Source organism: Pseudomonas agarici, assembly GCF_900109755.1.
GTDB classification, from domain to species: domain Bacteria; phylum Pseudomonadota; class Gammaproteobacteria; order Pseudomonadales; family Pseudomonadaceae; genus Aquipseudomonas; species Aquipseudomonas agarici.
Genome location: NZ_FOAR01000001.1, coordinates 318,901 through 343,238 on the forward strand (window position 1 = coordinate 318,901; position 24,338 = coordinate 343,238).

At 61.3% G+C, this 24,338-nt stretch carries 11 protein-coding genes; 3 read left to right on the forward strand and 8 right to left on the reverse strand.

The features are described from left to right. Nucleotides 1-63: 63 nt before the first annotated feature. Together BMX68_RS01415 and BMX68_RS01420 are read right to left on the reverse strand one after the other, a co-directional pair. Nucleotides 64-4,956: a dermonecrotic toxin domain-containing protein gene (locus BMX68_RS01415; RefSeq protein WP_143063215.1), complete on the reverse strand. Its 4,893-nt coding sequence runs from the start codon at nucleotides 4,954-4,956 to the stop codon at nucleotides 64-66. A gap of 135 nt (nucleotides 4,957-5,091) precedes the next feature. Then, nucleotides 5,092-9,948, reverse strand: a complete 4,857-nt coding sequence (locus tag BMX68_RS01420; protein ID WP_017130631.1) for a hypothetical protein — start codon at nucleotides 9,946-9,948, stop codon at nucleotides 5,092-5,094. Between the two features lie 122 nt (nucleotides 9,949-10,070). On the opposite strand from BMX68_RS01420, the gene BMX68_RS01425 reads away from it, so the two are divergent. Both BMX68_RS01425 and BMX68_RS01430 read left to right on the forward strand, forming a co-directional pair. Beyond that, complete coding sequence (locus tag BMX68_RS01425; protein WP_017130630.1) at nucleotides 10,071-10,376, forward strand: YkgJ family cysteine cluster protein; 306 nt, start codon at nucleotides 10,071-10,073, stop codon at nucleotides 10,374-10,376. A 147-nt stretch (nucleotides 10,377-10,523) separates the two neighbouring features. After that, the gene (locus tag BMX68_RS01430; RefSeq protein ID WP_074861787.1) at nucleotides 10,524-17,048 is read left to right on the forward strand and encodes a TcdA/TcdB pore-forming domain-containing protein; all 6,525 of its coding nucleotides are present in this window, start codon (nucleotides 10,524-10,526) and stop codon (nucleotides 17,046-17,048) included. A gap of 21 nt (nucleotides 17,049-17,069) precedes the next feature. On the opposite strand, the gene BMX68_RS01435 is transcribed toward BMX68_RS01430, so the two are convergent. From BMX68_RS01435 to hemA, 6 genes are all read right to left on the reverse strand, one after another. Further along, entirely contained in the window at nucleotides 17,070-17,588 is a 519-nt protein-coding gene (locus tag BMX68_RS01435) for an acyloxyacyl hydrolase (RefSeq protein WP_017130629.1), read from the reverse strand. 107 nt (nucleotides 17,589-17,695) lie between these two features. Then, nucleotides 17,696-18,487 carry a glutamate racemase gene (gene murI, locus BMX68_RS01440; RefSeq protein WP_074861790.1) on the reverse strand — a complete coding sequence of 264 codons (792 nt, stop codon included), beginning with the start codon at nucleotides 18,485-18,487 and terminating at the stop codon, nucleotides 17,696-17,698. Then, nucleotides 18,480-19,235, reverse strand: coding sequence for a molybdopterin-synthase adenylyltransferase MoeB (locus BMX68_RS01445; protein ID WP_017130626.1), 756 nt, complete (start codon nucleotides 19,233-19,235; stop codon nucleotides 18,480-18,482). Before BMX68_RS01445 ends, murI begins: the two co-directional genes overlap by 8 nt. Further along, nucleotides 19,229-20,059 carry a peptide chain release factor N(5)-glutamine methyltransferase gene (gene prmC / locus BMX68_RS01450; RefSeq protein WP_017130625.1) on the reverse strand — a complete coding sequence of 277 codons (831 nt, stop codon included), beginning with the start codon at nucleotides 20,057-20,059 and terminating at the stop codon, nucleotides 19,229-19,231. The genes BMX68_RS01445 and prmC overlap by 7 nt, the downstream gene beginning before the upstream one ends. After that, nucleotides 20,060-21,142 (reverse strand): peptide chain release factor 1, encoded by a 1,083-nt coding sequence (gene prfA / locus BMX68_RS01455; protein ID WP_017130624.1) that lies wholly within the window; start codon nucleotides 21,140-21,142, stop codon nucleotides 20,060-20,062. Further along, nucleotides 21,139-22,428, reverse strand: a complete 1,290-nt coding sequence (gene hemA, locus BMX68_RS01460) for a glutamyl-tRNA reductase (RefSeq protein ID WP_017130623.1) — start codon at nucleotides 22,426-22,428, stop codon at nucleotides 21,139-21,141. The genes prfA and hemA overlap by 4 nt, the downstream gene beginning before the upstream one ends. Before the next feature lie 185 nt (nucleotides 22,429-22,613). Between hemA and BMX68_RS01465 the strand changes: the two genes are divergently transcribed. Beyond that, the gene (locus BMX68_RS01465) at nucleotides 22,614-24,338 is read left to right on the forward strand and encodes a tetratricopeptide repeat protein (protein WP_026013034.1); all 1,725 of its coding nucleotides are present in this window, start codon (nucleotides 22,614-22,616) and stop codon (nucleotides 24,336-24,338) included.

The window sequence follows — 24,338 nt, forward strand, 5'->3', positions numbered from 1 at the left end:
CAGCGTGGGCCGGCAAGACCGGCACAGCGCCGAGTAGGCAACCCGCGTCCCGGCCCGGATGATCTAAAGCCGGCGCAGTTGTTCGAGTACCACGCCGTCGCGTTCCGGGGCATTGAAAAACAGCTGGCGTGCCATGTTCAGGCTGATCTCGCTACGCCAGATCCGAAACATCTCCAAGGCTCGCCCCGGTTGACCTTGGCGGATGCGTTCAAAGCGCTCCTGCTCGGCCCGGGCCTGCGCCTTGATCCCGAGAAAACGCTCGGCCCAGCGCTTCAGATGGGCGCCATGAGATTGCGGCTTGCCGTCCTTGTCCAAGGCGCCGCGCATCACGAACAACTCCTCCGGGGTGGCTTTATCGGGATAATGGAAATGCGCCACCCAAAGATTCTTGCCGGCCGCCTTGTCACGCACCACATACTCCTGAAGGAAATCCTCTTTGCCGAGTTTTGTACGCGGCCCGTTGCGAAAGATCTCGACCTCGTTGCGCTCCTTGAGAAACAACAGCCGTTCGGTGTCCGGCGCACTCGACTTGGTCACGGCAATTCGTGCCAGCAATCCCTCATGTCTGACCGTGCCTGCCTGGAGACGTAGCTGCGCGGCCTGAACCTTACCGGCGGAGACTTCGCTTTGCGTCGCGGAACTGCTCGATTCGGCCAGCGCACGGTCGATTTGCCCAGCCAGCGCCTCCAGCCCCCGTGCCCGTGCTTCGAGCACATCCTGTAGATAGACCGGGTCCTTGGCGGCGGGGATCTGTCGCTTGGCTGTCTCGACTTCCCGACCGGCCTGGCGGATCTGGCTCTCAGCCATCTGCACCAGACGCTTGAGGCCCGGCTGTGGCCTGGCCACGGGGGGGGTTGCCGGCTTGGGCAACGGCTGCCAATAACCGTCCTCTTCTTCGACAAAGGAATCGATCGGTCTACCGGTCTGGGGATCCATCAACTCAACGACCTCATGGCCATCCTGGGGCGTGTCTCGAACATAGCCGAGATAGTTTTTCCTGCGACGGGTGCGGATGACTTTCCGGATCTTGGCGGGTTGTTCCGGCGGCACCTCAGGCTCGTCCTGCGCCGGGGCCTGCGCCTCGATACGTCCGATCAGGCTGCGCTCGGCCTCCTGTTGCAACTCGACCAGGCGCCGGACAAACAGATCGCCCCAGACCAGACTGCCCCCTTGCGGCAACAACCCGATCTTGTACTCGAGCATGGCCAGCGCTTCGTTATATTGACTCACACAGGTGTTGAGTACGTCTATATCTGCCTCGGCGGACAAGGGTGAAGCGGGTCGCTCCTCCAGAATGGATTGGGAGGCCAAGGCACTGCGCAGATCGTCGAACTTCATCCAGATATCGCTCTCGAGCTGCCGCGGATCCAGCTCCCTAAAGCAATACAGCCCGAGCCGACAGGCCCTGATGGCTTTCAATCCACGCACCATGCTCCCCTTACTCCGGCCCCTGTCCCCCCGGTTCCTGATATCGCGAATGGCCTGGTAATCCGTCAGATTCTGGTTGCGATGACGGCTCAGTTCGGTAAACGCCTGTTCCTCTCGTTCCGCCCAGTCGATATACAAGTCCGCAACGCGGTTCTCCCGTTGTTCCACCTGTTGCCTTTCCGGCAAGACCCGGCCTGCCTCATCCTCATAGGGCAAGCGCTCAATCATCCGCTGGTAACGAAGTTCGACGATCCTTATCCCGTCCAGGGTAATCTGCATCCCTATGACGAACTGATGCAAGGTGCTAAAGAGTATCCCCTTGTATCCCCGCATGAATAACGTCTCGTTCATCCGCAGCATGTTGATCTGTTGCTCGTAGCCGTCAAGAAAGACTTTCACCCGATCGCCAAGCTGATTCATCCGGGCGAACCACTGCTGATCGGTATAACGATCGGGATTGCCCTCCATCGTCCTCAAGGCATCCACTTCGGGAAACAGCGCTTGTGCACGCTGCCCCTGCTCCGTCACGCGTAGATTCCACCCATCCATGAAGCGCGTACTGACCAGCTCCCGTTGTTCCTGCTCCCGGCGTTTCTCCTCAAGCAGGGCCGCTCTTCTTTTCCCGATGTTCGATCCCGGACGCCCCGATCCGCCGCGCAGACGCAGCTTCAAGTCCGGCGTCCATTTCCCTGCGCCATCGCTTTTCAGATAAAACCCTTCGCTGCGACCATCCGGCGTAACCACACGAACATTGCCCTCGCTATCTGTCTTCACCGCAAACAGCCATCCGCCGAAGTAGGCCGCCAGCCGGTTCGAGTCCTTCAACCGGATCAGCCCCTTCAGATCGCCGGACGCGATGACTTCCCCCAGAGTCTGCGGCTCTGGCAAGGGATGTGGATAAATCTTCAAGGTGAACGAACTGACACTCGGACGCGAGGAGACGGTGCCGGGCGCCACGGGGTTATCCAGCTTCATCGGCAGCGGCCTGTCCGGCCCTTCGCTGATCGTCGCCCGGTGCGCCGGGCGATACCCTTCATCTATCGGGATCTGCAGCGGTGTCTTGGCGTGTGCCTGCTGTCGAGTCAAGCGATGCCCGAGAATAAAGGCAATATTCACCAGAACATCGGCCCAGGCACTGGCCTTGGCCCCAGCGTCTTTTTCCTCCATTCGCCGAAAGTCGGCATCGACACTGGCGACCACCGCGAAAATCCAGCCGGCCACCGCCGCCGGGCCGCGAATAAACATCAACACCACGTTGAACAGTTGCCAACCGCCCTCCTTCAGGGTATTCCAGCGCAACTCGGCATTGGACACCGATTGCCGGTCCGCCAGGGCGATCAACGTCCTGGCCATCGAGCCGAACAGGTGATGCAGGTAGTCGCCCTGGACCACTGCGTCATCGAGCGTGGCTGGCGCCACCGGCAATAGCACGGCAAAATCATCCTCGAAAGAACGCCGCAGATGGGGCTCGATAAAGCCGCCGTTGGCATAAGTGCGCCGGGCCTGATCGCTTAACCAGGTCAGAACGCTGTCCTGTAATGCACCGGGTTGGCGAAACGCCTCAAGCAGCGCCGCCCACGTCGGGTATTGCAGGAGCGGTTCGACGGGAGGCGTGGGGCGGGCGTCGTTGTCGTGAGGACAGAAACTTTTGTCCGGTGCCGACTGGAATTGCTGAAAGACCGAAGCCTGTGGGCCAGCCTTGGCAAGCAGGGGGCGATAGAGAATGAACGGGCCATGGCGAGTGTCTCGCGGGCCGATAATGAACATGGACGCCACGACATCCGCCATCGCATCGGTTTCGGCCTTGAAGGCCAGGGCGCGCAGGACAATCTCCTGGCCGTTCACTTGGCGCCGCGCCGCTTCGGGCTGCACCATCGCTTCGACATAGCGGTATCCCGTTTCGTCGAAGTTCGCTTCACCACGAATCTTCAGCTCTAGCGCCGCCATCGGCAATTGCACCCGCAGTTGCTCACTGAACAGGCTCTCCCGACGCCGCGCCTCGCCGACATTATCGATAAGCTGCGCCTTGAGCGCGTCCAGGTAGGTTCGGCCGATATCGACAAAAGTAACCAGACCCTTGACGTAGTCTGGGGTCAGCCATTCGGGCAGCGGTTTTTCCACACCACAGTGGCGGATAACGATCTTCATCTTCGCATGCCGAAAGCCCCCAAGATTCTCCAGGGCAAACTCCGTCAGGCTCATCCGGACCTTTTCCACCGTGCCCAACGCCCCTCCCGCGCCCCCGGCAGCGGCCACCGCAATGATTTTGTCGAGTTCCAAACGAATATCATCGGGGTTGGCGATATCGACGGTTTGCGGATGGTCCTCCCCCATCTTCTTGAGCAACGCCTTGACGGCGAAGCCCGGCAGATCACCCACGCCATCAAGAAATGCCTTGCCGCCCGACGCACGCTGCACATCGGCCAGTTTTTCCAGCAGGGAGCGGTAGGCGCCGATGTCTTCACTGGCGCCTCCCAGCAACCAATGCGGCAAACTGTCGCTGAGCGCCGCCAGCTCTTCGGGCAACTCAACCAGCGCATGCGGCGTTGCCGGCACCGGGGTGAAAAACCAGGTATCGGGGCGGGTAATTGCATCAAGCCGGCACTGGTAGTCCTCGAGCGTCCACTCGGTGTCGACCCCGATCAGGGAAATCTCCTGGAGCTGGTTTTCCAGCAAGGTTTCGGCAAGGCTGGCGAAGGCCTGCTCCAGTTGTATATCCGGATCGCCCTGCTGCCACAACAGATGCTCGCGGTACTCGATATCCCGGCCATTGGCCAGGACACTCATGAACAAGGGCACCAGTTGTCCAAGATCGGCGGTGTCGGCCCTGAAGAGGCCTTTGGACAGACTGAGCACCAGCGGGTTCTGCTCGACTCCCCGCTCCCTGCGACGGGCCACCAGCACCGGCAGGGCTTCAGGATAGGCGCCGCCCCACGTATCCTTGCTCACCGCCTGTACGCCATAAAGGGCGAGTTGCTGCTCGGGCCTTTCCAGATTGATCGACAGAAAGGCCCTATGCCGTTCACGATCAGTTGACAAGATGCGCACCAGTAGGCCGCCAAGACGAGCAAAGCGGCTGCCACCTTGCGCATCCTCCGCGTTCCAGTAGTCGACCAATGCCTGTTGATAGAGTTTCAGCAGGATATCTCCCCACGACCCGAGCGTAGCCTGGGTGGTCGCGGCATCAACCAGCAGCCGGTCACCGGGCAAACCGTCGAGCTTGATCTCCAGCACATGCTCGGCGGTAAAGACTGGCGCAGCCCCCGTAGTAAAATGCTCCAGTACAAGGTCGATCACCGCACGGTATCGATAGCCACCAGAGAACCTTTTTCCATCGCGCTCCAGCCACTGCAGTTTGCCGACATACAGGTGCGAAGCATTGCGCCGCGGATTCCAACGGCCAAAAAAATGCTCCTGGATGACCGACAAGGCCACCTCCCGCAATGTCGGCGGCTGGACAAAAAGCGCCTTGGCCACCTCGATCTCCTGCCCAAGCGACCGGCTCGCTAGTGTGATTGTGTCATTCATACAGATTATTCCCTTCAAACAGATCCGACGGGCCTGGGTTCAAACACCCTGCCCGGCACCGAACACTGGTACAGGGCCAGTAGACGCCTGACACGCCAAGCCCATGCGGTATTGGCTTAGCGGCCACTTCAGTCTTCACGATCGAATCCTCAGTTGCTCCACCAGTGCCGCCGCCGCTTCGGCGGCATCGAAGAAGAACTGGCGGGCCATAGGCAGCGTGATTGCACTGCGCCAGATATCCACAGCCGCCTGGGCGCGGCCCGGCTGGCCCCGGCGAATGCGCTCAAAACGCACGCCTTCGGCACGGGCCTGCGCCTTGGGGCCGAGAAAACGCTCTTCGCGGGTTTTCAGGTGGGCGGCCCCGGGGATGAAAAGATCATCGTTCGGCGCCAGGTCGCGGTAGTGAAAATGGGCAACCCAGAGCAATGCGCTCTTCTTGTCCGGGGCCGCCTTGTCGAGTATCAGGTACTCCTGCAAGTAGTCCTGGGACTTGAGCAGGCTGCGCGGTCCGTTTTTCCTGATTTCGATGGCACCCTGGCGATGCAGGAAGTCGACACGCGCCATGTCCGGCATGCTCGCTTTGGTTGCCTTGACCCTGATCAACAGCCCTTCATTGGTCAATTCGAGGGACAACGCGCGCAAGTTGGCCGATTGCGTCTGTGCGTTCACCCGCTCGGGTGACGCTTGCGCCGCCGCCAGGCTGCTGTCGAGCTGATCGGCGAGCCGGGCCAGTGCCCTCGCTTCACCCTCCAGCACATCCTGCAGATAAACCGGGTCCCGGACCGGTTGTTTCAGCCTGACGGCCCGGTCGAGCATCCTCGCCAGTTCCTGGCGGGCATTGAGCAACTCACTGCGGGCCTTCTGCACCTGCGTACCAGCCTCCTTGACCAGCCGCTTGAGCCCGACTTGTGGCCGCGCGACAGTAGACGCCGGGGCAGGTTCGGGAGCCTCGATCTCCTCCCAGTAACTACCGGTGTCGCTTTGCTGAAACACCCGGACTTCATCTTCGACGGCTATTTCGACGGTCTCCCTGGTCTGGCCGGCGGCCGGTGGCCTGACCTTGCCCAGATAGACACTGCCCCTGGACCCGCGGGTCTGAATGAGCCCTGGGACTTTCTCCAGTTCCTCTTGGGCGGCGACATCACTGGCCTGTTCGTCGAGCAACTCGCTCAATGACTCCAGCGCTTCGTCACGCAGTTGCCCGATCAGCTCAAGCAGACGTTCGGTATAGGGCAGCGCCGTGCCCTCCGGCTGCTGACGCCGCCAGAACTCGACGGTCTGCAGACCCGTTACATAGTTTTCGATGCAGGTATTGAGCACGCGCCGACGGCGTCTTGCCGGGATGTCCGGATCCTGCTCCAGATTGACCCGGGATCGACTCGCCAGGGCCATCTCCTGGGTCTTGTCCCTCAGCGAAGGATTGATCTGTTCGCCGCCCTCCAGCTCATGAAGGCTCAGCCAGCGCAAGGCATGGAGCTGCGACAATCGCGTCTCCAGCTCCAGCGGTGCCTCCTGGGTTTGGCTCAAAGCCTGGTCGCGGGTCTTGCGCCCCAGTCCCGCATAATTGTCCAACTGCTCGTTGACGCGCCGTTCCTTGCGATGCCAGTCGAACATGCGGTCATTGGCCTCAACCTTGCTTTTCTGGTAAGCCAGGATACTGTCATAGAGCCTGGAACCCGCGCCGGCATGGGTGGCTTGGGCCCGTTCGAATTCAGCAGGGGAGAGGCGCTGCTCCTCCCGGACCCTGCGTAGCACTTCCACCGCCTCACGACAGCCAACCAACTGGATACCGAGGAATGCGCACACGGCCTCCTTCCATTTGGGTACGTTGGCAACCCGCGATTGTTCTTCACGCAGGACGATGCTCTGCCCCATCAGTTCGAAAGCCCTTTCTGCTTCCTGGAGATAACGTTGCCGGGCCCTGCTGGTGGCCTCGGCGTTAGTCCCTTGCTCCTTGAGTTTCAAATCGGCCCGTGCGGCGGAGGCCGCCATTGCCGCGAGTTTACCGGGGACTTCCAGGTCCCGGTGTCGATCGGCCAACGCCTGGGCTGCGGCTTTTTTTTCATCCTGTATCTGCTTGATGGTCTTACGCCCGCCACGCCCCGAGCCGCCACGCAACCGCAACTTGACATCCAGGCGCCACTCGCCGGCCTCGGTGCTGCGCAGGTAGAAGCCTTCACGACTGCCGTCCGGCGTGATCATCCGCACGCCGCCCTCGGCCTCCTGGACCCGATATAGGCGCCCACCGATATAGGTGGCCAGATAGCCCGTGTCTTTCAAGCGGATCAACCCCTTGAACTCGCCCTCGGCGATCACCGTGCCGAGCGACTCGGCGCTCGGCCAGGGCTGCTCGTAGCGACGCAGCAAAAGATCGTCGATCCGGATGCGGCGCGGCCCGGAGGGCGCCAGGGCAGGCTCCTCCAGATGCATGGGCAAGGGCAGGTCCGCGCCTTGCGCGACATAAGGATCAGCCCCCGGACGGCTCACCTCGGCTGGCGGCGTGCTGAGTGGTATCCCCTCGCGAGCGGATGAAGTAGCCCTGGCCTCGACGAGACGATGACTGAGGATGAAGGAAAGATTGACCAACACATCGGCCCAGGCACTGGCCTGTCCCGTACCGTCCTTGGTTTGCAGTTGGCGGATGTCTCGATCGACGCTCGCCACTACCGCATAGATCCAACCCGCCACGGCCGCCGGGCCACGGATGAACGTCAGCAGCACATTGAACAACTGCCACGCCCCTTCCTTGAGCTGGGCCCAGCGTTGCTCGGCGTTGGACACCGATTGCCGGTCGGCCAGTTCAATCAATGTGCGCGCCGTCGAGGTGAACAGGTGGTGCAGATAATCGCCGTTAACCACGGCGTCACTCAGGCGGGCCGGGCCCGGGGTCAAGAAAGCGGTAAAGTCGTCTTCGAAGGATCGCGGCACGTGCGGCTCCTGGAAACCGCCATGGCCGTACAGCCGTCGGGCCTGGGGGCTCATCCAGGTCAGCACGCTATCCTGTAGCGCACCCTCCTGCCGGATAGCCTCGAACACGGCCTCGAAGGTCTCGTACTGATGCAAGGATTCGAGCGCCGGCGTGGGCCGAGCGTCGTTGTCGTGAGGACACAAGGCCCCCCCAGAGGTGGCCTGGAATCCCAGGAGCGTGGACTCATGGGCCGCAGTCTTGGCGAGCAACGGGCGATACAGCACGTGCGGCCCCTGACGGATGTCCTTCGGTCCGATGATAAACATCGAAGCCACTGCATCGACGGCGGCATCCGCTTCGGCACGAAAGCCCAGGGGCCTGAGCACAACTTTCTGGCCGTCGACCTGCCGCTGCGCGGGGGACGGTTTCACGATTGCCTCGATAAGCCGCCAGCCCGCTTCGCTGAAACCGGCCTGCGCCCTGATCTTGAGCTCCAGCGCCGCCATGGGCAATTGCACTCGCAGTTGTTCGGTGAAAAGTTTTTCCCGACGTCGAGCCTCGTCGGCGTCATCGATCAGCTTGGCACGCAGCTCATCCAGGTAGGTCTTGCCGATGTCCACGGCGCTGACCAGGTGTCTGATGTAATCCGGGGTCAGCCAGGCCGGTACGACAGCCTCGGCAGTACAGTGCCTGACCGATAGGCGTATCTTCGAATGGTGAAAACAGCCCAGGTTTTCGAGGGCGAACTCGGTCAGGGTCATCCTGACCTTTTCAATACTGCCCAAGGCACCGCCGCCGCCGCCGGCCGTCGACACCGCGATGACCTTGTCGAGCTCCAGGTGGATATCGTCGGGGTCGCTGATCCCCAAAGGTTCGAGATGTTCCTCATGGATTTTTTCCAGCAGAACCCGACGGGTGAAACTCATCAGGTCGCCGATGCCCTCGAGAAATGCCTGGCCACGCGAAGCGCGCTGCACACTCGCCAACTGATCGAGCAGATCACGGTAGCGTTCAATGTCCCGTGGGTCGGCACCGAGCAACCAGTAAGGCATTTCATCGCGCAGCGCCGTCAGCTCCTCGGACAGCTCGCGGACGCCATGGGGCCGCGCCGGCACCGGCGTGAAAAACCAGTCATCGGGACGAGTGATGGCATCGAGCCGCTGCTGGTAATCCTCGACCGTCCATTCGAGATCACGGGCGATCAGCGCAATATCCTGGAGCTGGTTCTCCAATAAGGCCTGGCCAACGCAGGCAAAGGCCTGCTCAAGCAACTCGTCAGGGTCACCCTGATGCCAGAGCCGGTGCTCGTGATACTCGATATCGCGCCCCTCGGCCCGGCGGCTCATGAACAACGGCACCAGATACCCCACTTGTGTGGTGTCGGCCCTGAACAGCCCATGGGCGAGACTGAGCAATAGCGGAGCCTGCTCGACCTCGTGCTCCCACCGACGGGCAACCAGCACCGGCAACGCTTCAGGGTAGCTGGCGCCCCACGAGTCCCTGCTCACGGCCTGCAGGCCATAGAGCGCCAGACGCTGCTCGGGTTTCTGCAAATCGATCGTCAGGAAGGCGCGATAGTGTTCACGGTCGCTGGCCAGCATCCGCACCAGCAGCGCACTGAAACGCTGAAGGCGACTGGCGCCTTGTGCATCCTCCTCGTTCCAGTAGTCGACCAGCGCCTGTTGATAGAGCTCCAGCAGAATGTTGCCCCATTGGCCAAGCGCCTCGGCGGCCGGCGGCGCCAGCAGATGGCGATCACCGGGCCGGTCAGCGAAGCGGACCTCCAGCACATAGCCTTCGCTAAAAACCGGTGCCACACCCTGGGTGAACTGCTTGAGCACAAGGTCGCTCAAAGCCGTGTATTGATATCCGCCAAAAACTCTTTTGCCCTCGATCTGTGACCATTGCGGTTCGCCGATATACAGATATGCGGCGTTGTACTGCGGATCCCAATGGGGAAAAAAATGCTCCTGGATGGCCGACAAGACCACGCCTGACAAAGTCGGCGGATGGGCGAAAAGCGCCTTGGCCGCAGCCATCTCGCATTGCAGCGACGGGCGGGGCGATGTGGTGTTATCCGTCATGTCTGACTCCCTTTAAATAGGCGAAGTAGACAAACAACAGAACCGCACGCGGCGGTATCCGGCTATCGCCGGCCGGTTTATTCAGGCATACGGGCCGGCGACACTGACATACACTGGCGCCCATGACCACGATTACCCTGACCGACCTCACTGCACCGGCCATCACTTGCTCCTCCTGCGCGGCCTGTTGCTGTCGACTGGAAGTCCTGTTGATCAGCGAGACCGGTGTGCCCGAACGCTTTATCGATATCGACGAGTGGGGTGGCGAGGTGATGCTGCGGCTGGACGACGGCTGGTGCGCGGCCCTGGATCGCGACAGCATGCGCTGCACGATCTACGAGAAGCGCCCATTGATCTGCCGCGAGTTCGAAACCGGCTCGGCGGACTGCCTGGAAGAGCGCCGTGGAATCAGCACAGTGTATCGATGATTTGAAGGAGCAGATCAGAGCGCTTTCATCCTCAAGTCAAAGACACTTCCCATATATCCAGTGCCCCCCTCGATCCACACTTGGAACCAACGCGTCACAAGTAGCGGGCAACTCGACAGTTGCCCCGGAACCTGAGATCACTGGCCCATGAAAACCCTCGAACCTCCCTGTATTTCGCTCCCCTGCGCAACCGATAACCTCCCGACTTCGACCGATCCCGCGCCAACCCAATCGCAGCAGTTGCTCTTACTCAACACGTCCAATGCACAAATCATCGCCCTGTTGGAAGGTCTCAAGCTGCCGACACTGCCCGAAGTGAGTCCGGGGACGGCCAAAAGTGAGCAGATACGTCAACTGCACCAGGGTTATCTGGCGCAACTGCAACAGTTTTGGACACAACCCAATGACGCCAGCGACGGCCTGCCCGCCGAGCAACGACTCGCACTGAGCCTGGAGACCCAACTGCGGGCCGAAGCACAGCTACGCAGCATCGATGGAACGCTGGAGGCCGACGATCGACAACTGATTGATCAAGTACTGCGCCTGCCCACAAGAGCGCAACGCGAAGAGGCACTGCCGGTAGCGCCCGCCTCCTATCGGCCTGCGGTGTACGGCATTACCCTCCTGGGAGAAAGTGCTGTCGATACGGCGCCATGGCCCGGCGCTTTCGTCATCACCAGCCGCGACGGTGCGGTTGTGCAGGGCAGCAATCCCGACCCGAAGCAATTCAAGGGTAAGAAAGCGGTCGAGATTCACAGCGATCTCGGACGGGTCGTGCTCTACACCCTGGAATATGGTCTCGAATCCTTTATCTCGCTCAAAGTCCTGCATACGAAGCTGCAAGTGCAAATCGGGCGAAAGATCGCAGACCGTTTCACCACCAGCGATGACAAGCACGAAAACCTTTTCACCGCGCAGGTCCAGTCACTGCGCAATGCCCAGCTAAGACGGGTGAACGATGTGTTTGCCGCGTCTCCCGCGGACACGTCGCCAGCCATGCTGGAACGCATTGCCGCTGCCGCGGACCTGCGTGGCGTCCTGGATATCGGCGGGCGAATGAATCAGCGCTTGCAAGCGTTGCAATACACAACCTGGCGGCAAGTTTTCCAGAAGGCCGACAGGCAAGCCTGGCAACGTTATAGGGAGGCCGCCAGACAGGTGCAGACTGGCCGACTCGCGCTGGCCCTGGCCTTGATCGATGTGGTGCCGTCGAGCCCGCCCGACGACCACTCCGGCACACCGATCATCCGCGACAAGGACGCACTGGAAGCCATTGTCCAGGCACTCAAAGAAAAACCTGCAAGCTCGACAACCCCAGGACGGGCACAGGCGATACGCGACGCCTGGCAATACGCCAATGCCGCCTGCCTGCAATTGGCGCTGCTCGATGCCACGCTCCAGGGACAAGTCGGCACACCCCAACGCCAGTGGATTCGACGGGTGCTCGACTACCCGGACCCGACCACCCGCCCGAAGTTCGGCACATACCCCCTTATCGCCAACGCAGTGGGCGTGTGGACGCATCCCGAGAATAAAAGTAGCCAGAGCACGCTTCAGGTCATTGGCGGCGGCGTACTCGCGATCACCAGCGCGGACCCGAACGCTCCGGCAGTGATGCTATATACCCCGGATTCACCCACTGACAATGACTTCAAGGTACTGAACCAAGCCGGTGACCTCGACTCGTATTTCCAGGATCCAGCATGGAAAAACTATCTAGCCGAGCGGCAGAGAAAATCGACTACGCCAATCCTACAGTCGCCGCCCTCCGGAAACGGCACTCGCGTGCAACTGATTCCGATGCGGGGCAACATGCAGCAGTACCTCTACGATATCCAGCGTGATGCGCTGCTCGAACAGGCCAGCCACGGCGCCCCTGGCAACGCGGCAAGTGACTGGCAATCGCTGATCGATCAATGGGCGCTCGGCAATATGGCGGGCCAGAAGAACGCCGGTTTGATCAGCACCTTCCTGCCCGGAAAAAACTCTCTGGCTCGGATAAGGGCGACCGGGCAATCAGACATTGCGGCGCTGCCGGGCAGCCGCGCGACAGGTCTTCCAGACGCAGCCGGCGCCAAGCCGCCCGGCACGGCGCGCCTACGCCTGCTGGGCGGTGCACCGATGGACCCACCTGCCGGCGAACAAGCGCCACAGAACATACCACGGCGTCTTTCGGCAATGGCCGGTCTAATTCGCCTGGGCTCTTGGAGCCCACAGGTCATGGAGATCACGTTTCCCCTCATCACCAACCTGGCAGACTGGCCACGGGGCAGCAGCCTGGTAATTATCGACATCCACGATCCGGGATTTGGCTGGTCGGTACGCTACCGTGGCGGGTTGCGCGAGGACACCTATGGATACCGGGTGAACCCAAGTATCTTCAGTGCCCACCATGACGTGGTGCTGTACCGATCCGCGCCCAATCATTATCACGTTTGGCTCACCGGCAACGTGGAAGAGGTCCCCGCCGGTGAAGACAGCTTCTTTCATGCCGTGGCTCTGTCACTGAACCAGAGCCGGGCCGCCGACACGTTCACGGTCGAGAGACTGCGCAATGCCGTCGCCGACCATATCGAGCACAATCCGGATACCGTGCCCTTCGTGACCACCGATCATCTGCCTCTCTATGCCCAAGCACTTGAGCATTGCCTGGAGCTGAATATCTGGCTGGGCGATGACGCCTATCGAGAGTTGACCACCATCCTCAAAGGATTCCCCAATCCGTATGGTCTCTTTCAGCCGGCCATCCGTTACCTGGAAACGACCTTGCCGTCCCGTTCACCCAGGATCAGCGCCGCCGTCGATGATGCCTTCAACGCCGTCCATGAGCGCTATGGGCAGCCCTCGCTGCCCACGGAGATACGCTGGATCATCGACCATTATATCGACGCCCCCCCTCGCCCGACACTCTCCCTATTCCCCAACGAGCCGACGCTCAGGACACTGCTGGAAACGCTGTTCATCGGGACCTCGCAGGCGGCGGACATCGACTTCCTGGTACACCGCGCCTTCCTTTTTGATGAAAATATCCGCCATATTCTGCTGGAGTACGGTGCCACGGCCAACCAGTTGCACCAGTATGTGCTTCGCCACATGGACAACCCGATCAGCGCACGACGCGAGTTGCTCAGGGCCGTAACAGGACGCGCTCCAGCGCTGCTTGAGCGGCTCGATATCATTTTCAGCTCGCCGACCCTGACGCCCCCCATAGGCGAGGGACTCAACATCGCTCAGATCGCCCATCTGCTACGCGATCAGCAAATCTCGACGGACAGACTGAGGTTGATCACCCGCTGCGCGGATGCCGGCATCATCCATATAAACCTGCTCGACAACGCCGACGGAATCAGGTCGTGGAGTGACGAAGTGATATCCCGACTCCTCGACTTTCAACAGGAATTGCAGGCGCTGGCCAGGCAAATGGGGCTCCACGACATCGCCCCTCTACTTTTACCCTTCAAGGCAGCCCCTCGTTTATGGAGCCCTCATCAATTCCTCTCGCCCCCCCAAGCCAATACCAGGCTGCAGCTCCTGCTCGATACGCCTGGGCTGTTCACCTTGCTCAGACTACGACCGGGCCGCATCGCTGACAGGATGTGGACCCAACTAACCAGCGCCACCTATGACAATGCCAGGGTTCGCCAGGTGCTCGCCAATCCGCTCAAGACGCTGAGCAGCCTGACCCAACTGAACATCGCTCTGAACGCGGTGATTGCAAATACGCAAGAACCCGGCCTCTCGACACAATCGCAGCCAGCTTACCTGAGAGGGTATGAGGTGCGCGGCAGATCGACACTGGAACTGTTGGGGCCGGACGTGCGAGGCCTGTATCACGCGACGAACGGCAGGACGTACATCATCCACGAAGGCCGGCGCTATGAAGTCCGGACCTTCGGCAACCGAATCCGGATCATCCATTCCATTGAGGGTTTCAGGCGCTCGACCTATGAGGTGCAACGCCGTGGCGATGGTTCTTGGCAGTTCATGGATGCTCCCGGCCTGGGTGGCGATGTGCGCAGGCCCTATCCTTCCACTGCCGAACAATCCCAGACACAACGCGACGAGTTCGCCGCACTGGGCCAGGCCGCAGAACAGGAGTGGCAAAGGCTCGGCACCGACGCGCCAGTGTCCGGCCAGATCCCCGACCTGCGCACCCTTGAGTCCCGCGGCACCGGCTATACGATGGAGCTGACCGGGCCAGGCGGCGCGGCGCGCCAACCGCTGGCTCTGGAGAAAGCCAGCGCACTGGCCGCGCTAGCAACCCGCATCCGCAACACTGTGGACACCCTCCATCGGCACTTCGAATTCCAGGGCGGTCAGCTTCAGCCGCGACCGGGTGTCAGCCACCACGAGGTGATTCATGGGCTGGCGCAACTCGATGGCCTGAACAGCCTGAATACCGGCTTTGCGCTGTTGTTGCTCAACAGCGGCAAACGCTATGCCTTGTCGACGGAATTGGCCAATGCGGTCCAGGTGCAGTTCTACACGCAACTGGCCCAGGTGGTTATGGGCGTAGCCAACGATGGAAAAATACTCGCCCAGGCGATTTATATTGGTCTGAAGGATGCCGGGCACCTGAGCGCGGATAGCTTCAGCCTACTGGACCGGAGCGGTCTAGCGATCAGCCTGGGCGGCAAGACACTCACCCTCGGCGCACTGTTGGCCGCCGGCAACGCCTTGCTGGTCCTGGCTAGCCTGGGGGTGGACGGCTACCTGCTCACCCATGCCAGGAACGCCGAGGAAAGAGCCGCCTACGGCACCAACGTCGGACTCGACACTCTCGCGCTGGGCACGGTACTGGCAGGGTTTACCGAAGGTGGCGAATTTCTCGGACCGCTGTCGATACCGCTGGCCGGTCTGGGCGTGGGCGCCAGCAGCCTGGTGGCGGTGTTCTTTGCCAAAGTCCATAAGGTCCTGGCCACGGGTGAGCAATTCACCCAGGAGATCCAGGCCTATCGCAGCGGCTATGTCGAGGAGCCCGAAACCCATGGGCTGCGCATGGGCGGTCCGGTGGTGGTGAGTCATCTGGATCAACGCAACGGCCAGCTCTACCTAGGTAGCCCGAAGATCTACGCCGTCGACAATTCGCGTTCGGGCGATCCGCGCGTGATAGAGGATGAACGCCAGGCGCTCGATGTCGGCCTGCTCCTGGACCTCCCACGGCAGATGGCGCTGCCCGTTTCGCCGGGCATCCGCAGCCTGGCTCTGCCGGGCACCCCCGAACATACCTACCTGCCGCAATACACCTGGCTGGTGGGCGCGACCCAGCGCAACGATGCCCAATTGCAGCTGTTCAAGGCGCTGGAGCAAAAGAGCGGGGGCAAATTTATCGAAGCCGAATGGGTCGCCCTGTTCCAGAAGGTCGTGGAAAAGCTGGAACCGCGCTACCACGCCACGCGCATCCGGATCAGTCTGGGGCAAGCGGCGCCGCTACTGATCATGGAGGATTCGGGCGAGAGCGCTCAGTACCTGAGCTATGACATCGAAGGCCAGGGTAGCCAATATGACCTCTATTTGAGCGAGGGTCCGATGATCAATCTGTCCAGTAGTGCCACCTCCCGGCCTTCAGTCTGGGTACTGCATACCGATCACCTGAGTCGCCCGGACGATATCCAGCTCGAACCCGGACGGCTGACACTAGGTGGCGTTGTGGTACAGGTACAAAACAACGAGGTTCTGTATGCAGTCAACAAGTTCGCCGAGGCCTACCGGCTGGATCTAGCCGGAGGCCACTGTACGCTGGTGACATTGAGCGCACGGGACTACGAACACGTCGCCGCGCTGGTGCAACGCCTGCAAGCGCTGCAAAACCAGCAGCGATTGGCCAGCGCGGTACACATCGAAGACCTCTCGGCGCCCGACTGTCCTGGCCGCGGCATTTACTATCGCCCCACCGATGGCAGCTTCGCGGCCATTCCCGTGGACGGGCAGGATCACGGCGAAGAGCCGTACCAGATCCCGGTGTCGACCGAATCGCTGGTGATCGACCCCAGCCCGCAGCGCAAAAAGATCCAGGATGCCGCCGCGACACTGGCCGCGCTGACGGCCTATCTGAACGCCGAATACCGCCAGTTCGGCGGACGCTCGGCGGGATTCTGGAGCGCGCCTCGCGCCGATGGTCAGCCCGACAACGAGAAGTGCTATGGCGATTATCTGCGTGCGCAATATCGGTTGCAGGTGCAACGCGCACGTCTGCAAGACGGATACTCGGACACCGCCTACTCGATGCTGTTGCAATTACTGCCCCGCCACGAACGCGACGACTCGACCCAAGGGCCGCGACAAGTGCCGGTGCATCGCTTGAGTATCAACGGCTACCCGTCCGATGACATCCTGGTGCTCGGCGATTCCCAACAGGGAACGCTGCTGTTGTATCTACCGACATCAACATCGGCTTTGTGCGAGTTTAATGGCGTCAGCGGCCTCAAGGCCTATGTGCAACAGTTGGCCGCCGCCGACGCGACGTGCCAGGCCCTGCAAGAACATTTCCCTCTAAATCGTCGCGCCAGCAACCACAGTGCCCTCTGGGGTTACACTGGAACGGACGAGGCACTGGAAAAGCTCGGGGAGAACGGTGACTGGACCTTGATCCAAATCGACCGTTACCCCATCGATGACGACGATGTATTTGCCGCGTTGGCCAAGCTCAAGCGCCGCAGCGAAGGAGATTGACCTCCCTCGCCGGGCAATCCGTTACAACGGCATGGTGTAGTGCAAGGCGTAACTCTCGACGCCATCGTTCGGCATACGGATACCGGCATTGGAATAGTGAGTGGCACGAACGCCCAGTTCGTGCCCGCCGGCAAAGCGCAGACCGAAACCGAGGCGATCCTCGAACTGGAAGGACGAGCCTAGCTGATTGTCTTCGAGCTCGGTGTGGGCAAACAACGCGACACCGATCCCGGCCTCCAGATAAGGTTTGATCGATGTGCCGGAAAATTCATACACAAACACTGGCGAGAACGACAGGCTGTGGTTGCTGGACTTGGTGTCTCCATCCCAATAGCTGTAGGCGCCGCTCCAATAGCCGGTCAAGCGACCGACATTGCTTTGCAGCCAGCTTTTATCCCAATCCGATTGCAGGCCCAGGCGATAGACCTCGGTCGAATCACCGGTCTGACCGACCGAAAATTCGAGACCTGCCGCTTGCGCGGTAACACCATACCCCAATGTGGCGGCCGCAAGAACAGCCAGGCAGAACAGTCGCTTCATGAGAAACATCCTATTTTTATGCATATCAGATATGGCTCAACAGTCCCCGCCGCAGAAACCTGACGCTAGGTGCCTGTTGACGAGGTGCAGCGCTCCACGCCGGAGCACTACCTCGTGAAGCTTTGCACAACTCCCGACTTATTCCAGAGCAAGGGAAGGATTTTTTCAAGATGATTCACATCAGCACTGGTCCACAAGTGTGCCTCGCGAGCCGGCCCCGTGGACAACAGGTCGCGGGCCGCCAGCAGGCGCTGGAGTTGCCGGGCCACGGCGTCACCGGTATCGATCAGGCTAATGGAGGCCGGAATCAACTCTAAAAGCAGTGGTTTGAGAAAGGGATAGTGGGTGCAGCCGAGGATGATCGTGTCGCAGCCCGCCGCCAGCAGCGGCTCGACATAGCTGGCGAGCAACTGGCGTAGGGCCGGGCTGCGCAGGTTGCCGCTCTCGATCATCTCCACCAAGCCAGGACAGGGTTGGGTAACCACCCGCACATCAGCGGCGAAGCGGTCGAGCAAGGCGGCGAACTTGGCGCTTTGCAGGGTGCCGGTGGTGGCGAGCACGCCGACCACACCGCTGCGGGTAGCCGCCGCGGCAGGCTTGACCGCCGGTTCCATCCCCACCAGCGGCCAGTCCGGGTAACGCTGGCGCAGATCGGCGACGCCCGCTACCGTCGCGGTATTGCAAGCAATTACCAGGGCCTTGGCGCCTTGCTCGCGAAGAAATCCAGAAATTACTTCGCAGCGCCGACGAATGTATTCCGGACTTTTTTCACCGTAGGGAATATGCCCGCAATCAGCGACATACAGCAGCGATTCATGGGGCAACAGCGTAGCAATTTCATTGAGCACCGACAGCCCGCCGATGCCGGAGTCGAATACCCCGATCGGCGCATCACGCATCGCGGCTGGCACACACGCCGCAGTGCGGATCGCGCTTGACCCGCAGCTCACGGAACTTGGTGCCCAAGGCATCGATCAGCAGCAGCCGGCCCACCAGCGGCTCACCGAAACCGGCCAACAGCTTCAGCGCCTCCAGCGCTTGCAGGCTGCCCACCAAACCGACCAGCGGGCCGATCACACCGGCTTCGCTGCAGGTCAGTTCCGCTTCGCTACCGTGTCCGTAGAGGCAGTGATAGCACGGGCTTTCGGCACGCCGTGGGTCGAACACCGACAACTGCCCTTCGAAGCGAATCGCCGCGCCGCTGACCAGCGGCTTGCCGGCGGCCACGCAAGCGGCGTTGACTGCCTCGCGAGTAGCAAAGTTGTCACAGCAGTCGAGCACCAGATCGACAGCGACCACCGCCGCCCGCATGGAATCTTCATCCAGGGCCTGGCGATGGCTGATCAGGCTGATCTCGGGATTGATCGCCGTCAGCCGGCGCAGCGCCGAATCGACCTTGCTCGAACCGACACTGTCAGTGTCGTGGATGATCTGGCGTTGCAGGTTGGTCAGGTCGACGCTGTCGAAATCCGCCAGGTGCAATTCGCCGACCCCGGCGGCGGCCAGGTACAAGGCCACCGGTGCTCCGAGACCGCCGAGGCCGACAATCAGTACCCGGCTGTTTTTCAGACGCCATTGGCCATCGATATCGACCTGGCGCAACAGGATCTGCCGGCTATAGCGCAACAGCTCCTGGTCGCTCAACACGATAGGCGCCCCAGGCTGATGCGTGGGTGACCACCCAGGTCAGTGCGGCTGTGAACCTGGCTGAAGCCCTGTGCCGAGAGCAGTTCGCCGACAGCTTCGGCCTGATCGTAACCGTGTTCGAGCATCAACCAACCATCGTACTCCAGATGCGCAGGTGCCTGAGCGATGATCAACCGCAGGTCGTCCAGGCCATCGGCACCGGCCACCAGCGCACTGGTGGGTTCAAAGCGCACATCGCCCTGGATCAAGTGGGGGTCGGCTGAAGCAATGTACGGCGGGTTGCTGATAATCAGTTGAAAGCGTCGGCCTTCCAGGGCACTGAACCAATGGCTGCTCAACACCGTGACGTTGTCCAGGCCCAGCCGCTGGCGGTTGCGCTCGGCCAGGGCTACCGCTGCCACCACCCGGTCCACCGCCGTGACCCGCCAGGCCGGACGCTCGTTGGCCAGGGCCAGGGCAATCGCGCCGCTGCCGGTACCGAGGTCGAGTACTTTGGTCGGAGTCGCCGGCAGCAGCTCAAGGGCGGCCTCCACCAGCAACTCGGTATCGGGACGCGGAATCAGGGTATCCGGCGCGACTTCCAGGTCGAGCTTCCAGAATCCCTGCTGGCCGAGAATATAGGCCACTGGCTCGCCAACCCGACGGCGTTGCAGGAAACCGGAAAAAGCCAGCGCGGCTTCGCTGCTGACAATTTTTTCCGGCCAGGTGTGCAGGTAACTGCGGGATTTGCCCAAGGCTGCCGCTAATAGCAGCTCGGCGTCCAGTCGCGCGGTGGGTGAGTCGGGTAATTCGGCGGCGCGCAGCAAGCTGGCGATAATGGTCATTCAATCACCCAAGGCCGCCAGTTGATCGGCCTGGTATTCGGCCAGCAACGGTTCGATCACCGCCTCGACGCCGCCCGCCAGGACTTCGTCCAAGGAATACAGGGTCAGGTTGACACGGTGGTCGGTGACCCGGCCCTGTGGAAAGTTGTAGGTGCGGATGCGTTCGGAACGGTCGCCCGAACCCACCAGCAGCTTGCGTTCACTGGCAATGGCGTTGGCAGCCGCGCTGGTCTGCTGGTCGTTGAGCTTGGCCGACAGCCAGGACATGGCCCGAGCCCGGTTCTTGTGCTGGGAACGCTCTTCCTGGCATTCAACCACGATCCCCGATGGGATGTGGGTAATCCGGATCGCCGAGTCGGTCTTGTTCACATGCTGACCACCCGCGCCCGAGGAGCGATAGGTATCGATGCGCAAGTCCGCCGGGTTGATCTCGATGGCCTCCTGTTCATCCGGCTCAGGCAACACCGCCACGGTACAGGCCGAGGTGTGGATGCGCCCCTGGGATTCGGTGGCCGGCACTCGCTGCACACGATGGGCTCCGGACTCGAACTTCAGCTTGGCGTAGACATTGTCGCCCTCGACCCGGGCGATGACTTCCTTGTAACCACCATGCTCGCCCTCGTTCTCCGAAAGGATCTCCACCCGCCAGCCACGCTTCTCGGCATAGCGTGCATACATACGAAACAGATCGCCGGAGAAGATCGCCGCCTCGTCGCCGCCGGTGCCGGCGCGGATTTCGAGGAAGACATTACGCCCGTCGTTGGGGTCCTTGGGCAACAGCATACGTTGCAGGGCAGACTCCAATTCGACCAGTTGTTCCTTGGCCTGGCGCGCTTCCTCGAGCGCCATCTCGCGCATGTCCGGATCGCTGTCCTTGAGCAGCGCCTGAGCGCCCTCAAGGTCGGCCTGCACTTTGATCACCTGGTTATAGGCCGCGACAATCGGTTCAACCTCGGCGTACTCCTTGGAATAGGCGCGAAACTTGTTCTGGTCGCAAATGACCTCGCCATCGCCAAGCAAGGCGGTCAGTTCCTCGAAACGGTCCTGGAGGATGTCCAGCTTATTGAGCAGTGACGCTTTCATTGCGGTTTCTTATCCGAAAAGCTATCCGATGAGCCCTCACCGAGGGCAAAGAGTTCCTGGGCCATGGCCAGCGCATCGAGGCGGCCTTCGGCGGACAACTTTTTCAGTTGCACGCTGGGCGCATGCATCAACTTGTTGGTCAGGCCACGGGCCAGTTGCATCAGCACGTCTTCAGCGCTGCTGCCATTGGCCAGCAGACGCTGGGCCTTTTGCAATTCCTCATCACGCAAGCGCTCGCTCTGCTGGCGATAAGCCTTGAGCACATCCACCGCCGCCAGTTCGCGCAGGCGGACCATGAACTCGTCGACCCCGCTGCTTACCAGTTCCTCGGCGGCCCGAGCCGCGCCCTGGCGGCTCTTGAGGTTCTCGGCGACCACTTCGTGGAGATCGTCGACGCTATAGAGGTAAACGTCATCCAACTCGCCGACTTCCGGCTCGATATCCCGAGGAACGGCAATGTCCACCATAAAGATGGGCTTGTGCTTGCGCAGCTTCAATGCACTCTCCACCGCGCCCTTGCCGAGGATCGGGAGCTGGCTGGCGGTGGAACTGATGACGATATCGCTGTGTACCAGTTCCTGGGGGATATCGGCCAGCAGCACCGCATGGGCACCGAACTCTTCGGCGAGGATCTTGGCCCGCTCCAGGGTCCGGTTGGCGACCACGATACGCTTCACGCCCTGCTCGTGCAGATGACGGGCGACCAGGGTAATGGTCTCGCCGGCGCCGATCAATAACGCGCTACTGCGTTGCAGATCGCTGAAAATCTGTTTCGCCAGACTGACGGCGGCAAAGGCCACCGACACCGGGTTTTCGCCGATGGCCGTGTCAGTGCGTACCTGCTTGGCCGCGCTGAATGTGGCCTGGAACAAGCGCCCGAGCAACGGTCCGATGGTCCCGGCTTCGCGCGCCACGGCGTAGGCGGATTTCATCTGGCCGAGAATCTGCGGCTCGCCGAGCACCAGCGAATCCAGGCCGGACGCGACACGCATCATGTGCCGAACAGCCGCATCGTCTTCATGCACATAAGCACTGGCGCGCAACTCTTCGAGGCTCAGATGGTGATAATCGGCCAGCCAGCGCAGCACAGTATCGGCAGCCAGGTGATCCTGCTCGATATACAGTTCACTGCGGTTACACGTGGAGAGGATCGCGGCTTCCCGGCTTTCGGTCAGGCGACAGAGCTGCTGCAGCGCCTCCACCAACTGTTCGGGAGTAAATGCCACGCGCTCGCGCACGTCTACGGAGGCCGTCTTGTGGTTGATGCCGAGTGCGAGGAAGGCCATTCAAGATCGCTGATGATGTCCAGAGGCCGGCAATTGTCCTACTTCACCCGGTTCAGAACAACCATTGCCGACTATTGTTCTAACGGAACCTTGCTATAAGTGCATCGGTGAGCGGTCACGGGTATGGTTCTGCCCACCGCTTGTGTCATGATGCCCCGACCGCAGGTAAGTTGCCCTTCTCCTATATGAATAGATCCTCCGCGTTGCTTCTCGCTTTTGTCTTCCTCAGCGGCTGCCAGGCCCTGGCTCCCGTATCGCCGGGCAATATGCCACGAGCCGAGGACGCCGCCGCGGCTGCGCAAAAGCCCAAGGTCTACAGTTCCTTCAGCGAAGACACGGTCTTCAGCCTGCTAAGCGCGGAACTGGCCGGGCAGCGAAATCGCTTCGATATCGCGCTCGATAATTATGTCACTCAGGCGATCAATACCCAGGACCCCGGTATTTCCGAGCGGGCCTTTCGTATTGCCGAATACCTGGGCGCTGACCAGGCAGCCCTCGACACTTCGCTGATCTGGGCAAAAAACGCTCCGGACGATCTTGAAGCACAACGCGCGGCGGCGATCCAACTGGCGCGTAGCGGGCGTTATGACGACTCCATGGTCTATATGGAGAAAGTCCTGCAGGGCCAGGGCGACACCCATTTCGATTTCCTCGCGTTGTCGGCGGCCGACACCGATCAGGACACCCGCAATGGCCTGATGAAGAGTTTCGACCGGCTACTGGTCAAGCACCCGAAGAACGGCCAACTGATCTTCGGCAAGGCCCTGCTGCTGCAGCAGGACGGCGACAACCAAGGCGCCGAGACGCTGCTGGAGAATAATCCACCGGAAGACGGCGAAGTCGCCCCGCTGTTGCTGCGCGCACGCCTGCTGCTGACCCTCAATCGCGGCAAGGAAGCGATCGCGCTGCTGGAAAAAAGTATCAAGAAGTACCCGGACGACAAGCGCCTGCGCCTGACCTATGCGCGCATGCTGGTCGAACAGGACCGCATGGCCGATGCCAAGGTGCAGTTCTCCAGCCTGGTCCAGCAGTACCCAGAAGATGACGAGCTACGTTTCTCCCTGGCGCTGGTCTGCCTCGAAGCCAAGGCCTGGGACGAGGCCAAGGGCTATCTGGAACAACTGATCGCCCGCAACAGCCACGTCGACTCCGCGCACCTGAACCTGGGCCGCATCGCCGAAGAGCAAAACGACCCGCAGGGTGCTCTGGAAGAATACGGACAGGTCGGTCCGGGCAATGACTACCTGCCGGCCCAACTGCGCCAGACCGATATCCTGGTGACCAGCGGTCGCGGTGCCGAGGCCTCGAAGCGGCTCGCCGCCGCCCGTGATGAGCAGCCGGACTACACGATCCAACTGTACCTGATCGAGGCCGAGATCCTTTCCGCCAACAATCACGGCGACCCGGCCTGGAAAGTCCTGCAACAGGCGCTGCTGCAGTACCCGGACGACCTGAATCTGCTGTATACCCGCGCCATGCAAGCGGAGAAACGCAACGACCTGGCTCAGATGGAAAACGACTTGCGGGCGATCCTCAAACACGACCCGGACAATGCCATGGCGCTGAACGCCCTGGGCTACACCCTGTCGGACCGCACCACACGCTACGCCGAAGCCAAGGAATTGATCGAGAAGGCCCACCAGTTGACCCCGGAAGATCCGGCGGTGCTCGACAGTCTCGGCTGGGTGAACTTCCGCCTGGGCCACCTCGATGAAGCCGAGCGCCTGCTGCGCCAGGCCCTGGAACGTTTTCCCGACCAGGAAGTCGCCGCCCACCTGGGTGAAGTCCTGTGGGCCAACGGCAAACAAAGCGAAGCCAAGAAAATCTGGGGCAAGTTCCTCAAAGACCAACCCGATAGCCCACTCCTGCGCGGCACCATCAAGCGCCTGACCGGTTCCGAGACTCTTTAA

Coding starts and splice junctions, on each gene's coding strand:
- BMX68_RS01415 (WP_143063215.1), bottom strand. CDS start 4,956: ATGAATGACACAATCACACTAGCGAGCCGGTCGCTTGGGCAGGAGATC.
- BMX68_RS01420 (WP_017130631.1), bottom strand. CDS start 9,948: ATGACGGATAACACCACATCGCCCCGCCCGTCGCTGCAATGCGAGATG.
- BMX68_RS01425 (WP_017130630.1), top strand. CDS start 10,071: ATGACCACGATTACCCTGACCGACCTCACTGCACCGGCCATCACTTGC.
- BMX68_RS01430 (WP_074861787.1), top strand. CDS start 10,524: ATGAAAACCCTCGAACCTCCCTGTATTTCGCTCCCCTGCGCAACCGAT.
- BMX68_RS01435 (WP_017130629.1), bottom strand. CDS start 17,588: ATGAAGCGACTGTTCTGCCTGGCTGTTCTTGCGGCCGCCACATTGGGG.
- murI (WP_074861790.1), bottom strand. CDS start 18,487: ATGCGTGATGCGCCGATCGGGGTATTCGACTCCGGCATCGGCGGGCTG.
- prmC (WP_017130625.1), bottom strand. CDS start 20,059: ATGACCATTATCGCCAGCTTGCTGCGCGCCGCCGAATTACCCGACTCA.
- prfA (WP_017130624.1), bottom strand. CDS start 21,142: ATGAAAGCGTCACTGCTCAATAAGCTGGACATCCTCCAGGACCGTTTC.
- hemA (WP_017130623.1), bottom strand. CDS start 22,428: ATGGCCTTCCTCGCACTCGGCATCAACCACAAGACGGCCTCCGTAGAC.
- BMX68_RS01465 (WP_026013034.1), top strand. CDS start 22,614: ATGAATAGATCCTCCGCGTTGCTTCTCGCTTTTGTCTTCCTCAGCGGC.